Consider the following 17,965-nt stretch of genomic DNA (forward strand, 5'->3'; position numbering starts at 1 on the left):
CCCGCGCTACGGGAGACGTCCGGCCCCGCGCCCTCCCTCGTGGCGCGGGACCGGACGACGGTCGGTTCCCGGGTGGTACGGCGGACCGGTCGGTCAGTCGCGCACCGCCACCGGCTGCGCCTCGGCCTCCGCCGCCACCACACCGGCGGACGAGGCCGACGGTACGGAGGTCGCGACGACGATCTCGTGGGCCGGACGGCGCTTGCGCAGCCCGGTGACGGTGATCAGCAGCCCCGCCACCCCGATGAGGGTGACGACCACGAGCCCCGGCCGGTAGGTGTCCAGGACCGCCTGCGGCGTGCTGGGCGACCCGGTGCCGCTCGACGTCACCACCGCGGTCACGATGGCCAGGAAGATCGCCCCGCCCACCTGGAACGAGCTGTTGAGCAGGCCGGAGACCATGCCCTGCTCATGGTCGCTGACCCCGTTGGTGGCCTGGATGTTGAGCGACGAGTAGGCGAGGGTGAAGGCGGTGCCGAGCAGCAGCATCGACGGCAGGATGTCGAGGGCGTAGTCGGGCGACAGGTCGACCCGCAGGAAGAGCACATAGCCGAGGACGAGCGAGGCGAAGCCCGCCGTGATCACCCGCGGGGTGCCGAACCGGTCGACCACCGGCCCCATCCGGGGCGAGGCGATGGCCACCAGCGCGCCGGCCGGCAGGAAGGCGAGCGCGGTGTGCAGCGCCGACCAGCCGAGCAGGGACTGCATGTACTGGGTGACGAGGAACTGGAAGCCGATGTACGACCCCATGAAGGTGGCGCCGCCCAGGTTGGCGCGGATCTGGTTGGGGGAGCGCAGGATGCCGAGCCGGATCAGCGGGTGCGCGGAGCGCCGTTCGATGGCGATGAAGCCGGCCAGCAGTACGGAGACGACGGCGAACGACACCAGGGTGCGGGCCGAGCCCCAGCCGGTCTGTCCGGCTTCGACGACGGTGTAGACGAGCAGCAGCATCGCGGCGGTACCGGTCAGCGCGCCGGGCAGGTCGTAGCCGCGTCCCGCGCCGCTCTCGCGGGGGCTCCTGGGGATGAGCTTGAGGCCGACGACGAGGGCGATCAGGGCGACCGGTGCGGGCAGCAGCATGGTCCAGCGCCAGCCCACCTCGGTGAGCAGCCCGGAGAGCACCAGGCCCATCGAGAAGCCGGTCGCGCCGCAGGAGGCGTAGATGGTGAGCGCCCGGTTGCGGACCGGGCCCTCGGCGAACGAGGTGGTGATGATCGACAGTCCGGCGGGTGCGGTGAACGCGGCGCTCAGACCCTTGATGAAGCGGGTGGCGATGAGCAGCTCACCGGAGTCGACGACGCCGGCGAGCAGCGAGGCGGCGGCGAAGACGCCGAGCGCGATCAGGAAGACGCGGCGGCGTCCGAGCAGGTCGGCGGCGCGGCCGCCGAGCAGCAGCAGACCGCCGTAGCCGAGGATGTAGCCGCTGACGATCCACTGGAGCGAGGCGGTGGTGAGGTCGAGGTCGTGGGCGATCGAGGGGAGGGCTACGCCCACCATCGATACATCGAGCGCGTCGAGGAACAGCGCCGCGCAGAGCACCAGCAGGGTGCCCCACTGGCGGGCGTTCCAACTCGCTTCGGTAGCGCGGACGGTGGAGGACGGAGAGGTCATGCGGAGCAGACTACATGCGCATGCATCCAATGCAAGTGCATTTAATGCTTGCGCATGGAGCGTCGTTTTTCTGCTACCGTGCAGAGATGACCGGTGACAAAGGTGAGCGGGCGCTCGTGGAGGAATGGCGGGCGATCCTCGCCGTCCACGCGCGTACGGCGTGCGAACTCGACCGTGAGCTGCATCAGCACGGTCTCGGGGCCAGCGATTTCGAGGTCCTCGACGTACTCGCCGGCGGGGATCCGGCGGACGGCGGCTGCACCTTCCGCGTCCAGGAACTGGCCGACCGGGTCCATCTGAGCCAGAGCGCGCTGTCCCGGCTGGTGGCCCGGCTGGAGAAGGACGGCCTGGTGAGCCGCGGGATCTGCGACGAGGACCGGCGCGGCGTACGGGTCGGGATCACCGACCTGGGGCGCACCCGGTACGAGGTGGCCCGGCCAGGGCAGCGCGCCGTACTGGAGCGCATGCTCGGCACGGGTTGACCGCTTTCTTCGAGCAGCGCGTGCTCCTTCGAGTAGGCGTGACCGTGCCCTCCGCGTGTCGCCCGGCCGCGGGCCGCCGGAGTCGGTAGCTGTTGGCGGTATGTCCGTCTCCATCGCGCTGTTCACCGGCGACCTCCGGCTGCACGACAACCCCTCGCTCCGCGGCGCGTTGGGCTCGGCCGACCAGGTCGTCCCGCTCTTCGTCGTGGACCACGCGATCCGCGACACCGGCTTTCCCTCCCCCAACCGCGCCGCCTTCCTGGCCGGCTGCCTCGCCGATCTCGACACCCGGCTGCGCCGCACCGGAGCCCGGTTGGCCCTGCGCACCGGCGACGTCACCGAACAGGTCCGCGCGGTGGCCGCCGAGGCCGGCGCGGAGCAGGTGCACCTCGCGGCCGGCGTCAGCGGCTACGCCCAGCGCCGCGAGGAGCGGCTGTGCCGCGCCCTGGAGCTCGACGGCCGCCTCCTGGTGGTGCACGAGGCGGTGGTGACCGCCGTCGCCCCGGGCGCCGTGACACCGCAGGGCAAGGACCACTACGCCGTCTTCACCCCGTACTTCAGACGCTGGGCGGAGCAGGGCGTCCGCGAACCGCTGCCCGCGCCGCGCCGGGTTCCCGGTGCGCGGGTCCGGTACGGATCGCTGCCGTCCCCCTCGTCGCTGGCCGGCGGTACACCGTCTCCCACGCTGCCCGAGGGCGGGGAGACGGCGGCCCGCCGCAGGCTCGGCCGCTGGCTGGACGGGCCGCTGGAGGGGTACGCCGACGGCCACGACGACCTGCCGGGGGACCTCACCTCGCGGCTCTCGCCCTATCTGCACTTCGGCTGTCTGTCGGCCGCCGAGCTGGTGCACCGGGCGGCGGCCCGCGGCGGCGCGGGCGCGGACGCCTTCGTACGGCAGCTGGCCTGGCGGGACTTCCACCACCAGGTGCTGGCCGCCCGTCCCGCCGCCGCGCACCGCGACTACCGGAGCCGGGGCGACCACTGGCGCGCCGACGCGGACGAGATCGATGCCTGGCGCGCGGGCCGCACCGGCTATCCCATCGTCGACGCCGCGATGCGCCAGCTCCGGCAGGAGGGCTGGATGCACAACCGGGCACGGCTGCTGGCCGCGAGCTTCCTCACGAAGACGCTCTACGCCGACTGGCGGACCGGCGCCCGCCACTTCCAGGAGCTGCTGGTCGACGCGGATATGGCGAACAACCAGCTCAACTGGCAGTGGGCGGCGGGCACCGGCACCGACACCCGCCCCAACCGTGTGCTGAACCCGCTCACCCAGGCCCAGCGCTTCGACCCGGACGGCAGCTACGTACGCCGCTACGTTCCGGAGCTGGCGGGCATCCCCGGCGGTGCGGTCCACCGGCCCTGGCGGCTGCCCGCGGCCGAACGCGCCGCCCTGGAGTACCCGGAACCGATCGTCGACCTCGACGTCGCCGCCGCGCGCTTCCGCCGGGCCCGGGGGCTCGACGACTGAACCACCGGCCCCGCGCACCGGAGCGCCTCACATGATGGGGGAGGCCTGCTGCCACAGCTCCACGAGTGTCCTGTCCCCGGAGACGTCGAGCCCGTCGTACGGTCCGCGGTTCCACAGCGCGAGGTAGAGGTCGGCGGCGGGTCCGCTCACGGTGCAGTCGGCCGCGCCCGGCGCCCCGCGCTCGACCCGCGGGGCCTCCTGGGAGAGCTGGACCAGCCAGTCGCCCGTGCCGGCGGGCGCGTCCACCGCCCGGACGCGCAGGGTGCGCGGCAGTTCGCTGCGCACCCGGCTGCGGGGGCGGGTGTGGAATCCGGCCAGCAGTTCGTCCACGCCGTCGGTGGCGAAGGCCGTGGTCACGGGGGAAGGGGCAACGCCGAGCGCGGCCTCGGCGTCCACCCGGTGGACGGCCGTCTCGTGCGCCTGGCGCCGCGCCCAGAACTCCAGCGACGAGGGGGCGGTGAGGAAGTGCCAGCACCGCAGATCCGCCGGGGCGGCGGTGAGCGCGGCCACGAGGTCGGCGTGCGCCTCGCGGTACCAGTCGAGCAGCGCGCCGTCGTCGGGCACCTTGCCCTCTATCGGCGCGGGTTCCTTCCTGCCTTCGACGATGAATCCGGTCGCCCAGCGGTGGACGATTCCGGTGTGCTGTACGAGGTCGCGAACCCGCCAGTCGGGGCAGGGCGGCACCGGTGCGTCCAGGCCGGCCTGTTCGGCGGCATCGGCGAGCAGCGTTCCGTTGTGGCGCAGGATCTCGATGAACTCAACCGTCTCCATGGCGGGATTGTGACATCCCGTCACGGCGCGTGGTACGCCCGTACGGCACCGGCCTCGCGGTGCCCGGCGACACCGCGCCGACCTGCGCCGGAACCGGTGCCACCGCGGCGCGGATCGTATACCCGGCACCGGGTCCGGCCCCGGGCCGGGACGCCGGGCCGTCAGGGGCCCGGACGGGTGCCCAGGTTCCGTACGGCGTAGGCGATGGCGGACGCGGTCGCGGCCAGCAGCGCCACCGTGGTCAGCGCGGTCGGCAGCCCGAAGGCGTCGGCCAGGAAGCCGATGGAGGGCGGGCCGAGGAGCATCCCGCCGTAGCCGAGGGTGGAGGCCGCCGCGACACCGCTGGGTCCGGCGAGCTCGCCCGCGCGGGCGATGGCGACCGGGAACAGATTGGCCAGGCCGAGGCCGGTCACGGCGAAGCCGGCGAGCGCGAGCCAGACGGACGGGGCGAGCGCGCCGAGCAGCATGCCCGCGGCGGCGGTCAGCCCGCCGAGTACCAGCGCCCGGGTCTGGCCGAGCCGTTCCAGCAGCGCCGTCCCGGACAGCCGGCCGAGCGCCATCGCGAGCGCGACGGCCGCGTATCCGGCCGCGGCGATGCCCTGGCCGCCGCCGAGGTCCTCCTGGATGTGCAGCGGCCCCCACTCCGCGAGGGCGCCCTCGCCGTAGGCCGTGCAGAGCGCGATCAGACCGAACACGGCCACCAGCAGGCCGGTCCGGTGCACGGTCGGCGCGGCGCCGGCCGTCCCTTCAGCGGGGAAGCCCGCGGATCCGCTGCGGTCCTGCCGGTCGTCAGCCGGCGGGGTGATCCGCTGGGTGAGGAGCGTCCGGCCGGCGACGGCGGCGACCAGCAGACCGACCGGGGTGAGCAGCAGCAGATGGGTGGTGGGCGACAGATGCGGGGCGAGCAGTCCGCCGAGGGCGGCGCCGAGCAGCCCGCCAAGGCTGTACGCGGCATGGAATCCGGACATCACCGGACGGCGCAGCGCCGCCACCAGGTCGACGGCGACGCTGTTGATGGCGACGTTCATCCCGCCGTAGGCGGCGCCGAAGGCCAGCAGCACCAGGCCGAGGGCGAGCGCCGAATGGGTGAGCGGGGGAAGCGCGATGCTCAGGGCCATCAGCACGCCGGTCACGACCGTGATCCGGCGGCTGCCGAAGCGGCGGCAGAGCCCGCCGGTCAGCACCATCGTGGCCACGGCGCCCGCCGAGACACCGAGCAGGGCGAGGCCCAGCTCACTGGAGGAGGCGCCCACTTGCGCTTTGATGGCCGGAATGCGGACCACCCAGCCCGCGAAGATGAAGCCGTCGAGGGCGAAGAACGTGGTGAGGGCGACGCGGATCCGGGTGAGAGAGGGGTCGGTCGGGCGGCGGCGGGAGGCCGTAAGGGCCATCCCTATTTTGTTTAGCGTCGGCACAAAGTCAGAATAGGGGCGTGACCCAGATTCGGACAAGGCTCGAGCGAGGCCGGAGCGCACTCGGCCCGGCGCTCGCACTCGTGCACACCGGCCGCGCGCCGACCCGCGCCCTGCTCACCTCGGAACTCGGCGTGACCCGCGCCACGGCGGGCGCGGTCGCCGCGGAACTGGAGGCACTGGGGTTCATCCGGGTGGACACCCGGCCGGGCGGTGCCTCCGGGGCGCAGGGCAGGCCCTCGCACGGACTGGACCTCGATCCGGCGGGACCGGTGGTCCTCGCCGCCCAGGTGCACTCCGACGGCTTCCGCGCGGCACTGGTCGGGCTCGGCGGGCGGATCGTCGCCACCGCTCCCGGCTGTATGACCGTGCCCGCCGATCCGGCGCACGTCCTGGGCGCGGTCGTCGAAGCCGGCGCGGAGCTGCTGCGGGCCTCCGGGCGCACCTGCCTGGGCGCGGGGCTGGCCGTACCGTCCGCCGTCGCGGAGCCCGAGGGCACCGCTCTGAACCCGCTGCACGTCGCCTGGCCCGCGGGTTCCCCGGTGCGCCAGGTCTTCGCCGAGCAGATCGCCCGGGCCGGCATCACCGGACCCGGCGGCGCCCCGATGGCCTCCTTCCTGGGCAACGACGTCAACGTCGCCGCCCTCGCCGAGCACCGGCACGGCGCCGGGCGCGGCGCCGGCCAGCTGCTGGTCGTCGCCACCGGCCACCGCGGCGTCGGCGGAGCGCTGGTGCTCGGCGGGCGGCTGCACACCGGGAGTTCGGGTCTGGCCCTCGAGGTCGGCCATCTGACCGTCAATCCGGCGGGCCGGCCCTGCCACTGCGGCAGCCGCGGCTGCCTCGATGTCGAGGTCGACCCGCTCGCCTTCCTCGAAGCGGCGGGACGCCCGCCGGGACCGGCGGTCTCCCTCCTCGAACAGGCCCGCGACCTGCTCCGGGACGAGTACGAGGACCCCACCGTCCGCGCCGCCGCGCACACCCTCATCGACCGGCTCGGCCTCGGGCTCGCCGGCCTCGTCAACGTCCTCAACCCCGACCGCATCCTGCTCGGTGGCCTGCACCGCCACCTCCTGGACGCCGACCCGGAGCGGCTGCGCGCGGTCGTCGCGGACCGCAGCCTGTGGGGGCGCAGCGGGAGCGTTCCGCTGCTCGCCTGCGCCCTGGACCACAACAGTCTGGTCGGCGCCGCGGAGCTCGCCTGGCAGCCGGTGCTCGACGACCCGCTGACGGCGCTCGGCGGCTGAGCCACGGCGGGCCGGACACCCGGGGCCGGCGCGCGGTTGCCCGTGCTGACCGCGGGTCCGCCGCCGATGAGCGGCAACCCGCGAAACGGTGACCCGGCGCTGAACAGTGCGGGGCGGGCGGGGGAATTCCCGACGCCGCGCCACCGTCCGGTCGGGCCCCGCGACCGTCCCGCCAGGCCGCCCGGTGGACGCCCGCGGCACCGCACGGAGCCGCCGAACTACCCGTGTGACCAGGGAATATCCCCTGCTGAGGGGCGACGCCGAGGGGTGCGTCCGGGGGCATCCGGGGTGCCGGGCGAGCGGAACCCTGCCGTCAGGTCGCGCGTATATGGTGCGCCTCAATCGACGGCGCGGCCGTCAGCGAGGTGCGCCCGTCAGCGGCGCGCCCCGCGCGGTGCCGGCGGTGTCGGCGGCGGAAGAAGTGGAGCCATACGGTGGCCGGTTGGCTGCGGAAGCGGGTGTCGGCGTGGGCCGCCGCCGGTACGGTCTGGACGCTGGCCTTCGCCACGTTCGTCACGCTCATGACCGCGTGGTCGCTGGCCACACCCATCACCGCGCCTCCGGACGAGGCAGCCCACATGGTCAAGGCCGCCGCCGTCGTCCGCGGTGAGTTCGGCGGCGAGCAGCGGGTCATCGAAGCGCATCACGTCGGGGTCGACGTCGAGGTCGGATTCACGGCGGTCCGCGTGCCCGCCGGATACCGCGACCTGGATGTCACCGACGGCGTCTACCGGTGTTTCCGCAACGACGACAAGCTCTCCGTCTCCTGCCGGGGCACCGTCGCCCCCTCCGGCGACACCGCGACGGTCATCACCAGCGCCGGCACCTACGGCCCCGGCTACTACCTGCTGGTCGGCTGGCCGAGTCTGCTGCTCACCGGTGAGGCGGGCCTGTACGCGATGCGGCTGCTGAGCGCGCTGCTGTGCGCCGCGCTGCTGGCGAGCGCCGTGGTGACGGTTCTGGAGGGCGCGGCCAAGGGATACAGCGGACGGGTCGCGCTGATCGGCGTGCTGACCGCCGCCACTCCGACGGCCGTCTACCTCGGCGGCGTCGTCAATCCCAACGGTCCTGAGGTCACGGCGGCCGTCCTGGCCTGGGCGGTCGTCGTCCGCCTGGTGACCGACGAGGACGGTCTGCCGCTGCTGCGCCGACGGCTGGTGCGGCTCGGCGCCGCCTGCGTCCTGCTCGCCTCGATGCGGGCGCTGGGCCCGCTGTGGATCGCGCTGGTGCTGGCCGGAGGCCTGGTCCTGGCGCGCCCGGGACGGCTGCGGCAGCTGGCGCGGCTGCGCCCGGTGTGGGTGTGCCTGGGGGTGGCGGCCGCCGCGGGGCTGGCCGCTGTCGCCTGGACGATGACGGCCGACACGCTCGCGCTGCCCACCCAGACCCTGGAGCAGTACACACCGCTGACCTCCGCCCTCAAGGCGGTCTTCGACCTTCTCCCGAACTACCTGCACCAAATGGTGGCGATCTTCGGTTCGTTGAACGTCGCGGCCCCCGAACTCACCTACGTGCTGTGGTGGGTGATGGCCGGCTGCCTCGTGATGCTCGCCCTGGCGACGGGACGGGCGCGCGAGACCCTCGTCCTGACGGCGCTGATGGCGGGCACCGCCTTCGGCCCGCTGGTGCTGATGGCCCCGCAGGCCGCCCACCTGGGACTCATCTGGCAGGGCCGCTATCTGCTGGCCGTCGCCGTCGGGATCCCGGTGCTGGCGGCGGTGGTCGCCGGCCGGCGCTGGAGCGACCTCCCCGAACGGCTGCGGACCCGGCTGCCCCTGCTGCTGATCGGCTGCTGGGCGCTGGCACAGGGCGGCGCGTTCGTCTGGGCCGCGCTGCGCTACGCGTTCGGCCGGGCGAACCAGTTCTCCGGCGGCCCGCTGCAGTGGTCGCCGCCCGTCGTGGGCTGGTCCGCCGCGCTCGTCCTGCCGGCGCTGTCGGGCTTCCTGCTGGTGCTGCTGGCGATCAGGGCGGGGCGGCCGATGGCCGCGGATCCGGCCGGGACCGCGCTGCGCGCGTCCGCCGAGCCGTCGGCGGAGAACCATGCCGTCCGGGAGCAGGAACCCAGCCGCGGCTGACCCGGACGGACGGGCGGACGGGCCCCGGGATCGCGGGAGTTCGGAACAGGAGTTCAGAAGAGCGGCTCCGGAACGTCCTCCGGCCGGGGCACGGGAGCGGTGGGGGCCGTCGAGCGCGGTCCGGGGGCGGGCGTGGTGAGCGGCCAGCCGGAGACCAGCCGGGAGTCGAGCAGCAGCCCGCCGTCCGGCGTATCGAGGTACAGATCGCTCCCGGCCGCCGCCCGCACCGTGCCGGTGACCGAGGTTCCCGGCGCCAGCGCGGTGATCCGGGCCGCCGGCCGCGGCGGCTCCGGCTCCAGCCCGAACAGCGCCGCGTGGTCGACCAGGGCGTAGGGCAGCCGGTCCAGGGTGTCCGGCAGTCCGGTCACCGCCTCGTACAGGGCGCGGAGTTCGGCGGCCCGCTCGGCGGCGGGCGGCAGCGCCCACCGCGCCGCCCGCTTGGCACCGGCCGTCACGCGGTCGGGAATGCCCAGCGCGGCGCCGAGCGAGGCCTCCGTACGACGGGCCGCCATCAGCGGACCGCGTCCGAGGAAGCTGAAACAGACCGCCGCCTGCTCCACCAGCCGGGTCTCGCCGCGCTCGGCCGCGGTGATGCCGACCTTGGTCAGACCGGGACCGAAGTAGGCCAGGTACACCGAGTACGGCCGGGGGTCGTCGGCCATGGTGTCGGCGGCGACGGACGAGAGCCGGTCCAGCGCCGCGCAGTCGTCGCACAGGTCCCGGCGGGCCGTCGGGCCCAGCTCCGCGGCGCGCGGGCACACCAGGTGACGGCCTTGCCGCCGTACGCCGGTACAGCGCCGCACCGCGTCCGGGCCCACGGCCAGGGCCAGCGGGCGGCCGACTGGGACCGGGCTGCTCCGCTCGCCGTGCCGGGGGTGCGACCACTGCCAGCACGGCTCCCAGGAGCCCGGGCCGCCCTTCCAGCGCAGTCCGGTGCATCGCCACGTCTCCACCAGCCCGATGGTAGGCGGAGCGTGGTGGTCCCCGTTCCCGCGGAGTACCCTCCGGTTCCATGGTGTCCGACGAGCTCGCCCGCAGCCCCTACGTCAGCCTGACCACCTACCGCCGCAGCGGCGACGCGGTGGCCACCCCGGTGTGGTCGGTCCGCGACGGGGACGAACTGCTCGTCTGGACCAAGGACGACACCGGCAAGGTCAAGCGGATTCGCAACAGTGGCCGGGTGACCGTCGCCCCGTGCGACGCCCGGGGCAGGATCGCGGCCGGAGCGCCGACCGCCGAGGGGACCGCGCGGCTGCTGGACGCGTCGCAGCTGGACCGGGTCCGCAAGGCCATGGCCGGCAAGTACGGCCTGCGCTTCAGGGTCCTGGACGTGGGCGGCGCGCTGCTCCGGCGTGGCAAGCGGCCGCACGTGGGGATCGCCGTCACCTTCTGACCGGCCGCCGGACGTAGCCGCGGCCGGCGTTCGTACTCCCCACGTGGTACGCGGAGTGCCGCTGGCCGTACGACGACCCGGCGGCCGTTCCGGACCAGGCTCGGTGGTGTCGGGATGCATCGCATCCCACCATCACCGAGGAGACGATGCAGATGAACGTCATGGCATGGAACGACGGCGGGCCCGGCCCGTGGATCCTGTTCTTCCCGCTCGTCTGGGCGCTCGTCGTGGTCGGCATCGTCCTGGTGCTGCGCCGCACCGTGTGGCGCGGCCGGGGCTGCGGCCGCGGACCGTGGCAGTGGCGGGCGGTGAACGGCGAGCACTCGCCGGTGGCGCTGCTCGGCCGCCGCTACGCGTCGGGCGAGATCGACGAGGACGAGTACCGCAGCCGGCTCGCCGTACTGAACGAGCAGCACGGACCGTACGAAGAGCACGGACCGCGCGGGACGTTCGACAAGTCCGGCACCGAGGACGGCCCCCGATGACCACCCTCACCCCTGTCGGCACCTCCGCCGCCCGCGTCGTGGACGCTTTCAAGGTCTACGGCGCGGGGGACGCCGAGGTCCGCGCGCTGGACGGCGTCACCGTCGGGTTCCCGGCGGCGCGCTTCACCGCGATCATGGGACCGTCCGGCTCCGGAAAATCCACCCTGATGCACTGCGCCGCAGGCCTGGACACGCTCAGTTCCGGCTCCGCGTTCATCGGCAGCACGGACCTGGGCACGCTCGGGGACCGGGATCTGACGCTGCTGCGCCGCGAGCGGATCGGCTTCGTCTTCCAGTCGTTCAACCTGGTGGGGACGCTGACCGTCGCCGAGAACATCACCCTGCCCCTCGATCTGGCGGGCACCCGGCCGGACACCGGCTGGGTGGACGCGCTCATCGACGTCGTCGGCCTCGGCGACCGGCTGCTGCACCGCCCGAGCGAACTGTCCGGCGGCCAGCAGCAGCGGGTGGCGGTGGCCCGCGCGCTGGCCGGCCGCCCGGACGTGGTCTTCGCCGACGAGCCGACCGGCAACCTCGACTCGCGCTCGGGCGCCGAGGTGCTGAACCTGCTGGGGCGCGCGGTGCACGAGATGGGCCGCACCGTCGTCATGGTCACCCACGACCCGGTCGCCGCCGCCCACGCCGACGAGGTCGTCTTCCTCGCCGACGGCCGGCTGGTGGACCGGATGACGGACCCCACCGCCGAGAAGGTGCTCGACCGGATGAAGGCCTTCGACGGCCTCGCCGGTGCGGGCGCGGGCGCGGGCCGGGGGACGGTGTCATGAGCGGCGCACGCACCTCACTGCGGATCAGCCTCGCCTCGCTGCGCGCCCACAAGCGGCGCTTCGCCGGCACGTTCCTGGCGGTCTTCCTCGGGGTGTCGTTCCTGGCCGGCACGATGGTCATGGGCGACACCCTCAAGGCCAGCTTCGACACCCTGTTCACGGACGCCAACCGGGGTACGGACGCTGTCGTCCGCAGCTCCGACGTCATCACCGTCACCGGCGGCGGCCAGGGCACCCGCGAGCCCGTCGACACCGCGCTCGTCCAGCGGATCGAGGCGGTGCCGGGAGTGGCCGCGGCCGCCCCGAACATCACGGGCGCCGGCCAGCTCGTCGGGGCCGACGGCAAGGCCGTCGGCGGGAAGGGCCCGCCCACCCTCGCCGGCAACTGGATCGAGGACGCGCAGCTCAACCCGTACACCCTCACCGGGGGCCGGGCCCCGAAGGCGCCCGGCGAGGTCGTGATCAACCGCGGCGCGGCCAGGTCCGGCAAGCTGCGGATCGGAGACACGACGGTGCTGCGCACGCCCGATCCGGTCCGGGTGACGATCGTCGGCGTGGCCGCCTTCGGCGGCGAGGACGGCATGGGGCAGACCACGTTCACCGGCCTCACCCGGGCCGACGCGGAGCGCTACCTCACCCCGAAGCCGGGCCTGGCGTCGACCATCCAGGTGCGCGCGGGACCCGGCGTCGGCCAGCGGGAGCTCGCCGAGCGGCTCGCGCCCGTGCTGCCCGCGACGTTCAGGCGATCACCGGGCAGCAGGCCACGGACGAGAGCCTCACCATGATCTCCGGCACATTCCTGAAGATCTTCACCTCACTGCTGCTGGTCTTCGCGGGCATCGCCCTGCTGGTGGCGACCTTCAGCATCCACAACACCTTCGCGATCGTGGTGGCGCAGCGGACCCGGGAGAACGCGCTGCTGCGGGCGCTGGGCGCGTCCCGCCGCCAGGTGCTCGGCTCGACGCTCGTCGAGTCCGCGGTCGTCGCGGTCGTCGCCTCGACCGCCGGACTCCTCGGCGGCATCGGGGTCGCGGCCGGACTCCAGGCGCTGTTCCCGGTGGTCGGCTTCCCGTTCCCCGACGGTGACCTGGTGATCGGCGTGACCGCCCTGGTCCTGCCGTTCCTGGTCGGGCTGCTGGTGTGCACCGGCTCGGCGCTGCTGCCCGCCGTACGGGCCGGGCGCACCGCGCCGCTGGCCGCACTGCGGGAGACCGCCGTGGACACCTCCGGTGCCTCGCGCAATCGTGCCGTGCTGGGCACGCTCGCCGCGGTGACGGGCATCGCGCTGACCGTGACGGGCGCGGCGGGCACGCCCGACGTCTGGCTCACCGGCGGCGGCTCGGTGCTCACCCTGGCCGCGTTCGTGGTCCTCGGACCGGTCGCGTCCTCGTACGCGGTACGGCTGCTGGGTGCCCCGCTGGCCCGGCTGCGCGGGGTGACCGGCGGACTGGCCCGGCGCAACGCGCTGCGCAGCCCGAAGCGCACGGCCGCCACCGCGACCGCGCTGATGATCGGGGTGGCGGTCGTCTCCCTGTTCACGGTCTTCGGCGCCTCGCTCAAGGCGACGATGGACCGGACGGTGTCGCGGTCCTTCGCGGGTGATGTCGCCATCAGCGCCCCGGTGTTCGGGGCGGGCGGCAGCGGACTCAGCCCGAAACTGGCCCCCGCCGTGGCCGCGCTGCCACAGGTGCGGACCGCGGTCGGGCTCGGCAGGGGCGTCGCGAAGGTCGACGGCGGCGGCCGCACGCTGACCGTCACGGATCCGGCGGCGCTCGCTACCGTCCTCGACCTCGGTACGGTCGACGGTTCGCTCACCGGCCTCGGCGCCGACGGCATCGCGGTCGCCAGGGACGAGGCGGACAAGCACGGCTGGACGACCGGCAGTACGGCCTCGCTGGTCTTCACCGACGGGAAGCGGCTGCCCTTCACCGTGGCGGCGGTCTACGAGCGGGCGGACCTGGCGGGCGACTACGTCATCACCCGCGAGGCCTGGGCCCCGCACCGGGTGCAGGACTCCGACACCCTCGTCGCGGTCGCCTTCAAGGACGGGGTGTCCACGGGCGACGGCAAGGGAGCGGTCGAGAAGGTGGCGGCAGAGTACGGCGGTCCCACGGTGCAGACCCGCGCCGAGTACGCCAAGTCCTCCGCGTCGGCCATCGACATGATGCTGACGCTGGTCTACGCACTGCTGGCGCTCGCCGTGCTCATCGCGCTGCTGGGCATCGCCAACACCCTCACCCTGGCGGTGCACGAGCGCACCCGGGAACTGGGGCTGCTGCGCGCGGTCGGCCAGACCCGGTCGCAGCTACGGGCGATGGTGCGCTGGGAGTCGGTGCTGGTCGCCGCGTTCGGCACCGTCGGCGGTCTCGGCCTCGGCGCCTTCCTCGGCTGGGCGCTGGTGAAGGCCACCGACAGCTCGGGGACGAGCGCCTTCGCGGTGCCGCCGGCCCAGCTCGCGGTGGTGCTGCTGGTCGGCCTGGTCGCGGGGGTCCTCGCGGGATGGCGCCCGGCACGCCGGGCGGCCCGGCTGGACGTCCTGCGGGCCATCGCCACGGAATGAGCCGTCAGGGCATCCGGGGGAGAACGGATCCGACGAAAACAGGTCGGCTCCGAACGGGCCCGGCCCGGGCACGGCCCCGGCCCGGGCACGGCCCCGGCCGCCGCGTCCCGCACAGGGGGACACGGCGGCCGGGGCCGTCGGGAGGTCAGGCCGCGGCGGCGACGGCGGGAACCCGCCGGGCTGCCGGGCGCCTGCGCGGCGCCGGTGCCGGAGCCTCGACATGCAGGCTGAACCAGACCACCTTGCCGCCGTCCGGTACCGGATCGGCTCCCCAACTGTCGCTGAGCGCCGCCACCATGGCGAGCCCGCGGCCGCCGGTGGCGAGCGGCTCGGGGGAGCTGACCTGGGGCAGCTGGGGATCGCTGTCCAGGACGGATACGGTCAGCCGGCCCGAGACGAGGGTCAGTTGGACCGAACAGTGCTTGTCGGATCCGGCGTGCCGGTAGACGTTCGCCAGCAGTTCGGTGATACCCAGCAGGGCGGTGTCGAGCAGCGGGTCGAGATGCCAGTAACGCAGCTGCGCTGCAACGATTCGGCGTATCTGCTGGATGCGGGACGGCAGTGCTTCGAGTTCCAGCGTGCACTGTCGGTCGGCTTGCATGATCACGGCTGCGACTCCCTCCGCGGCGAGGGCCGGCCGCCGTGTCGGAAGCCGTGTCCTGAACCGCTCGGAATGAGAACACCTGAGCGAAAATGCGTAGAGTGACTGCTGCAGTACTCCGTGATGTGACTTCAGAGTCACCCCCCGTGGCGGGATCCGCAACCCGCATGGTGCCGCGCGCCTCCAGCGGGGCCCTCCGACCCGCTGTCCGTCGGCCAGAACTCCGGCTCCGGCGGCCCGGCGGAGGCCGGCTCCGTTCCGCCCGCGAAGGGCGCGACAGGGTGCCTTCGAGCGGGTCCGGCCGCGAGGGGCGACCGGCTGCCTGGTGCGCGACGGGGGGCGGATCAGGTCGTTATGATCCGAAATAGCCCGGCGTGCCGCCGGGGACCGGCACGAGCGGAGGCTGGCGCGGTGGGCACGATCGAGCAGGCGGACGACAGCGGCTGTACGCGCACGGTGGACGTGGACAGGACGGACCACGGGTACCGGGAGTGGCTCAAGGAGGCCGTCCGCAAGGTCCAGGCGGACTCCAACCGTTCGGCCGACACCCATCTGCTGCGCTTCCCGCTGCCCCTGGAATGGGGCATCGACCTGTATCTGAAGGACGAGTCGACGCATCCGACGGGTTCCCTCAAACACCGGCTGGCCCGTTCGCTCTTCCTGTACGGCCTCTGCAATGGCTGGATCCGGCCGGGCAAACCGGTGATCGAGGCGTCCAGCGGTTCGACGGCGGTCTCCGAGGCGTACTTCGCGACGCTCATCGGGGTCCCGTTCATCGCGGTGATCCCGCGGACGACGAGCCAGGAGAAGCAGCGGCTGATCGAATTCCACGGCGGGCAGTGCCACTTGGTGGACGATCCGCACACCGTCTACGCGGTGTCCACCCGGCTCGCCGCCGACTCCGGCGGCCACTACATGGACCAGTTCACCTACGCCGAGCGAGCCACCGACTGGCGCGGCAACAACAACATCGCCGAGTCCATGTTCGAGCAGCTGAAGCTGGAGCGGTATCCCGAGCCGGCCTGGATCGTCGCCACCGCGGGGACCGGCGGCACCTCCGCCACCATCGCCCGCTACGTCCACTACACCCAGCGCGACACCCGGATCTGTGTCCCCGACCCGGAGAACTCCTGCTTCTTCGACGGCTGGGTCACCGGCGACCAGGGCGTGACCAGCGACGCCTCCTCCCGGATCGAGGGCATCGGACGGCCGCGCATGGAGCCGAGCTTCGTGCCGGGCGCCATCGACCGGATGATGAAGGTGCCGGACGCGGCGTCGGTCGCGGCGGTGCGGGCGCTGGACGCCGCGATCGGCCGCAAGGCCGGCGGCTCGACGGGGACCGGGCTGTGGAGCGCCTTCAAGATCATCGCGGAGATGGTCGCGGCGGGGGAGACCGGCAGCGTCGTCACCCTGATCTGCGACCCCGGCGACCGCTACCTCGACAAGTACTACTCCGACGACTGGGTCGCCGAGCAGCACCTGGACATCGCCCCGTACACGTCCGCCATCGAGCACTTCCTCGCCACGGGCGCCTGGCCGAGCTGAGCTCCCGTCCCCTCCGGGCGGTCCCTCCAGGCGATCTCTCCGAGCGGGTGCTTCAGCCGACCATCGCGTCGTCCGGGGAGCCGGCGGCGATCGCCGCGAGGGTGCCGAGCGCCGTGGAGAGCGTGTCGGGCGGCGGCGAGGCGAGGGCGACCCGGACCGCGTTCGGTGCGCTGTGCGGAGCCACGGCGAACGCCGCGGCCGGGGTCACCGCGATACCGCGCCGGGCCGCCGCGGCGACGAACGTCTCGGCCCGCCAGGGCTCGGGCAGGTCCCACCAGACGAAGTAGCAGGACGGGGCGGTGCGTACCCGGAAGCCCGCGAGCCGCCGGGCCGCGATCTCCTGGCGCAGCGTCACGTCCTCGCGCTTGGCACGCCCGACGGCCGCCACCGTGCCGTCCGTCATCCAGCCGGTCGCCGCGTCGAGCGCGAAGCCGGCCGATGTCCAGGCGCCGGAGCGCAGCGCGGTCGCGATCCGGTCGGTGAGGCCAGGGGGCGTCACGGCGAAGCCGACGGTGAGGCCCGGGGCGAGCCGTTTGGACAGGCTGTCGACGACCACGGTGTGCTCGGGGGCCCAGGCGGCCAGCGGGGGCGGGCCGTCGGACAGGAAGGCCCAGATGGTGTCCTCCACCGCGTGCACACCGGTACGGCGCAGCACGTCGGCGAGTTCGGCGCGGCGCCGCTCCGGCATCGTCGTCGCCAGCGGATTGTGCAGGGTCGGCTGGAGGTAGACGGCGGCCAGCGGGGCGCTGCGATGGGCGGCCAGCAGGGCGTCGGGCAGCAGTCCGTTCTCGTCCTGGGCGAGCGGGACGAGGGTGACGCCGAGCCGGGCGGCGATGGCCTTCACCACCGGATAGGTGAGCGCTTCCACGCCGAGGCGGCCGCCGGTGGGCACCAGTGCGGCGACGGCGGCGGCGATCGCCTGCCGGCCGTTGCCGGCGAAGAGCACCCGCGCCGGATCCGGTGCCCAGCCGGCCCCGGTGAGCAGCGCGGCAGCCGCCTCGCGCGCCGGAGGAGTGCCGGCCGGGCCCACCGGCCGCAGGGCGTCCGCCAGTACATCGGTCCGCAGCAGCCGGCCGAGCCCCTCGCCCAGCAGGGCGGTCTGCCCCGCCACCACCGGGTAGTTCAGCTCCAGGTCGACCGGCGCGGCGGCCGGCTCGGCCAGTGCCGGCCCCGGCGTCCGCGGGGCGGCCCGGACGAACGTGCCGCGCCCGACCTCGCCGACCACCAGGCCGCGCCGGCCCAGTTCGCGGTAGACCCGGTTCGCCGTCGAGTTCGCGATGCCGTGCCGGCGGGCGAACGCGCGCTGCGTGGCGAGCCGGTCGCCCGGCCGCAGCCGGCCGGCGCCGATGTCCGCCGCGACCGCGTCGGCGACCGCCCGGTAGTCCTCCATCACGCGCTCCGTCCCGTTCCATATTGCACCGAGAACAAGATAAACATTGCACTCCCTCAGGGCCAGTCCTAACATCGGGCGGGGGACCGGCCACCAGGGCGGTACGGGGACCGGCCGCGACGGACAACGCGGCCGGACGAAAG

General features: G+C 73.9%; 14 protein-coding genes and 1 pseudogene. 9 read left to right on the forward strand and 6 right to left on the reverse strand.

Annotation, left to right across the window (positions count from 1 at the left end; all coding sequences use genetic code 11):
• Nucleotides 1–93: 93 nt before the first annotated feature.
• A complete protein-coding gene (locus G3I60_RS18335; protein ID WP_164294231.1) occupies nucleotides 94–1,611 on the reverse strand; it encodes an MFS transporter in 1,518 nt (505 codons plus the stop codon).
• A gap of 86 nt (nucleotides 1,612–1,697) precedes the next feature.
• On the opposite strand from G3I60_RS18335, the gene G3I60_RS18340 reads away from it, so the two are divergent.
• Both G3I60_RS18340 and G3I60_RS18345 read left to right on the forward strand, forming a co-directional pair.
• Complete coding sequence (locus G3I60_RS18340) at nucleotides 1,698–2,093, forward strand: MarR family winged helix-turn-helix transcriptional regulator (protein ID WP_164294230.1); 396 nt, start codon at nucleotides 1,698–1,700, stop codon at nucleotides 2,091–2,093.
• A gap of 100 nt (nucleotides 2,094–2,193) precedes the next feature.
• A complete protein-coding gene (locus G3I60_RS18345) occupies nucleotides 2,194–3,564 on the forward strand; it encodes a deoxyribodipyrimidine photo-lyase (protein WP_164294229.1) in 1,371 nt (456 codons plus the stop codon).
• Between the two features lie 27 nt (nucleotides 3,565–3,591).
• On the opposite strand, the gene G3I60_RS18350 is transcribed toward G3I60_RS18345, so the two are convergent.
• Together G3I60_RS18350 and G3I60_RS18355 are read right to left on the reverse strand one after the other, a co-directional pair.
• Nucleotides 3,592–4,335 carry a maleylpyruvate isomerase family mycothiol-dependent enzyme gene (locus G3I60_RS18350; protein WP_138353849.1) on the reverse strand — a complete coding sequence of 248 codons (744 nt, stop codon included), beginning with the start codon at nucleotides 4,333–4,335 and terminating at the stop codon, nucleotides 3,592–3,594.
• Between the two features lie 161 nt (nucleotides 4,336–4,496).
• Entirely contained in the window at nucleotides 4,497–5,726 is a 1,230-nt protein-coding gene (locus G3I60_RS18355) for an MFS transporter (RefSeq protein WP_164294228.1), read from the reverse strand.
• A 41-nt stretch (nucleotides 5,727–5,767) separates the two neighbouring features.
• Here G3I60_RS18355 and G3I60_RS18360 point away from each other — a divergent pair, with 41 nt between their 5' ends.
• Together G3I60_RS18360 and G3I60_RS18365 are read left to right on the forward strand one after the other, a co-directional pair.
• A complete protein-coding gene (locus G3I60_RS18360; protein WP_164294227.1) occupies nucleotides 5,768–6,991 on the forward strand; it encodes an ROK family protein in 1,224 nt (407 codons plus the stop codon).
• Between the two features lie 434 nt (nucleotides 6,992–7,425).
• Complete coding sequence (locus G3I60_RS18365; RefSeq protein ID WP_164294226.1) at nucleotides 7,426–9,063, forward strand: DUF2142 domain-containing protein; 1,638 nt, start codon at nucleotides 7,426–7,428, stop codon at nucleotides 9,061–9,063.
• Between the two features lie 53 nt (nucleotides 9,064–9,116).
• Here G3I60_RS18365 and G3I60_RS18370 read toward each other — a convergent pair whose 3' ends face one another.
• Nucleotides 9,117–10,016: a DUF2797 domain-containing protein gene (locus G3I60_RS18370; protein ID WP_343241045.1), complete on the reverse strand. Its 900-nt coding sequence runs from the start codon at nucleotides 10,014–10,016 to the stop codon at nucleotides 9,117–9,119.
• A 59-nt stretch (nucleotides 10,017–10,075) separates the two neighbouring features.
• Between G3I60_RS18370 and G3I60_RS18375 the strand changes: the two genes are divergently transcribed.
• From G3I60_RS18375 to G3I60_RS18390, 4 genes and pseudogenes are all read left to right on the forward strand, one after another.
• On the forward strand, nucleotides 10,076–10,456 hold the full coding sequence (locus G3I60_RS18375; protein WP_138353846.1) for a PPOX class F420-dependent oxidoreductase: 381 nt from the start codon (nucleotides 10,076–10,078) through the stop codon (nucleotides 10,454–10,456).
• A gap of 152 nt (nucleotides 10,457–10,608) precedes the next feature.
• Nucleotides 10,609–10,941 carry an SHOCT domain-containing protein gene (locus G3I60_RS18380; protein ID WP_164294225.1) on the forward strand — a complete coding sequence of 111 codons (333 nt, stop codon included), beginning with the start codon at nucleotides 10,609–10,611 and terminating at the stop codon, nucleotides 10,939–10,941.
• Entirely contained in the window at nucleotides 10,938–11,726 is a 789-nt protein-coding gene (locus tag G3I60_RS18385) for an ABC transporter ATP-binding protein (RefSeq protein WP_164294224.1), read from the forward strand. The genes G3I60_RS18380 and G3I60_RS18385 overlap by 4 nt, the downstream gene beginning before the upstream one ends.
• Nucleotides 11,723–14,286 (forward strand): annotated as a pseudogene (locus tag G3I60_RS18390) (ABC transporter permease). Before G3I60_RS18385 ends, G3I60_RS18390 begins: the two are co-directional and overlap by 4 nt.
• Nucleotides 14,287–14,431: 145 nt before the next feature.
• Here the strand turns inward: G3I60_RS18390 and G3I60_RS18395 are convergent.
• Nucleotides 14,432–14,893: an ATP-binding protein gene (locus G3I60_RS18395; protein WP_138353842.1), complete on the reverse strand. Its 462-nt coding sequence runs from the start codon at nucleotides 14,891–14,893 to the stop codon at nucleotides 14,432–14,434.
• Nucleotides 14,894–15,298: 405 nt separating this feature from the next.
• On the opposite strand from G3I60_RS18395, the gene G3I60_RS18400 reads away from it, so the two are divergent.
• On the forward strand, nucleotides 15,299–16,432 hold the full coding sequence (locus tag G3I60_RS18400; protein WP_343241044.1) for a PLP-dependent cysteine synthase family protein: 1,134 nt from the start codon (nucleotides 15,299–15,301) through the stop codon (nucleotides 16,430–16,432).
• Nucleotides 16,433–16,484: 52 nt separating this feature from the next.
• On the opposite strand, the gene G3I60_RS18405 is transcribed toward G3I60_RS18400, so the two are convergent.
• A complete protein-coding gene (locus G3I60_RS18405) occupies nucleotides 16,485–17,822 on the reverse strand; it encodes a PLP-dependent aminotransferase family protein (protein ID WP_164607493.1) in 1,338 nt (445 codons plus the stop codon).
• Nucleotides 17,823–17,965: the final 143 nt, after the last annotated feature.

Source organism: Streptomyces sp. SID13666 (assembly GCF_010548325.1).
Classification (GTDB): domain Bacteria; phylum Actinomycetota; class Actinomycetes; order Streptomycetales; family Streptomycetaceae; genus Actinacidiphila; species Actinacidiphila fildesensis.

Excerpts from the sequence above, each read along its gene's own strand:
- G3I60_RS18335 (WP_164294231.1), bottom strand. The coding sequence starts at position 1,611 with ATGACCTCTCCGTCCTCCACCGTCCGCGCTACCGAAGCGAGTTGGAAC.
- G3I60_RS18340 (WP_164294230.1), top strand. The coding sequence starts at position 1,698 with ATGACCGGTGACAAAGGTGAGCGGGCGCTCGTGGAGGAATGGCGGGCG.
- G3I60_RS18345 (WP_164294229.1), top strand. The coding sequence starts at position 2,194 with ATGTCCGTCTCCATCGCGCTGTTCACCGGCGACCTCCGGCTGCACGAC.
- G3I60_RS18350 (WP_138353849.1), bottom strand. The coding sequence starts at position 4,335 with ATGGAGACGGTTGAGTTCATCGAGATCCTGCGCCACAACGGAACGCTG.
- G3I60_RS18355 (WP_164294228.1), bottom strand. The coding sequence starts at position 5,726 with ATGGCCCTTACGGCCTCCCGCCGCCGCCCGACCGACCCCTCTCTCACC.
- G3I60_RS18375 (WP_138353846.1), top strand. The coding sequence starts at position 10,076 with ATGGTGTCCGACGAGCTCGCCCGCAGCCCCTACGTCAGCCTGACCACC.
- G3I60_RS18380 (WP_164294225.1), top strand. The coding sequence starts at position 10,609 with ATGAACGTCATGGCATGGAACGACGGCGGGCCCGGCCCGTGGATCCTG.
- G3I60_RS18385 (WP_164294224.1), top strand. The coding sequence starts at position 10,938 with ATGACCACCCTCACCCCTGTCGGCACCTCCGCCGCCCGCGTCGTGGAC.
- G3I60_RS18405 (WP_164607493.1), bottom strand. The coding sequence starts at position 17,822 with ATGGAGGACTACCGGGCGGTCGCCGACGCGGTCGCGGCGGACATCGGC.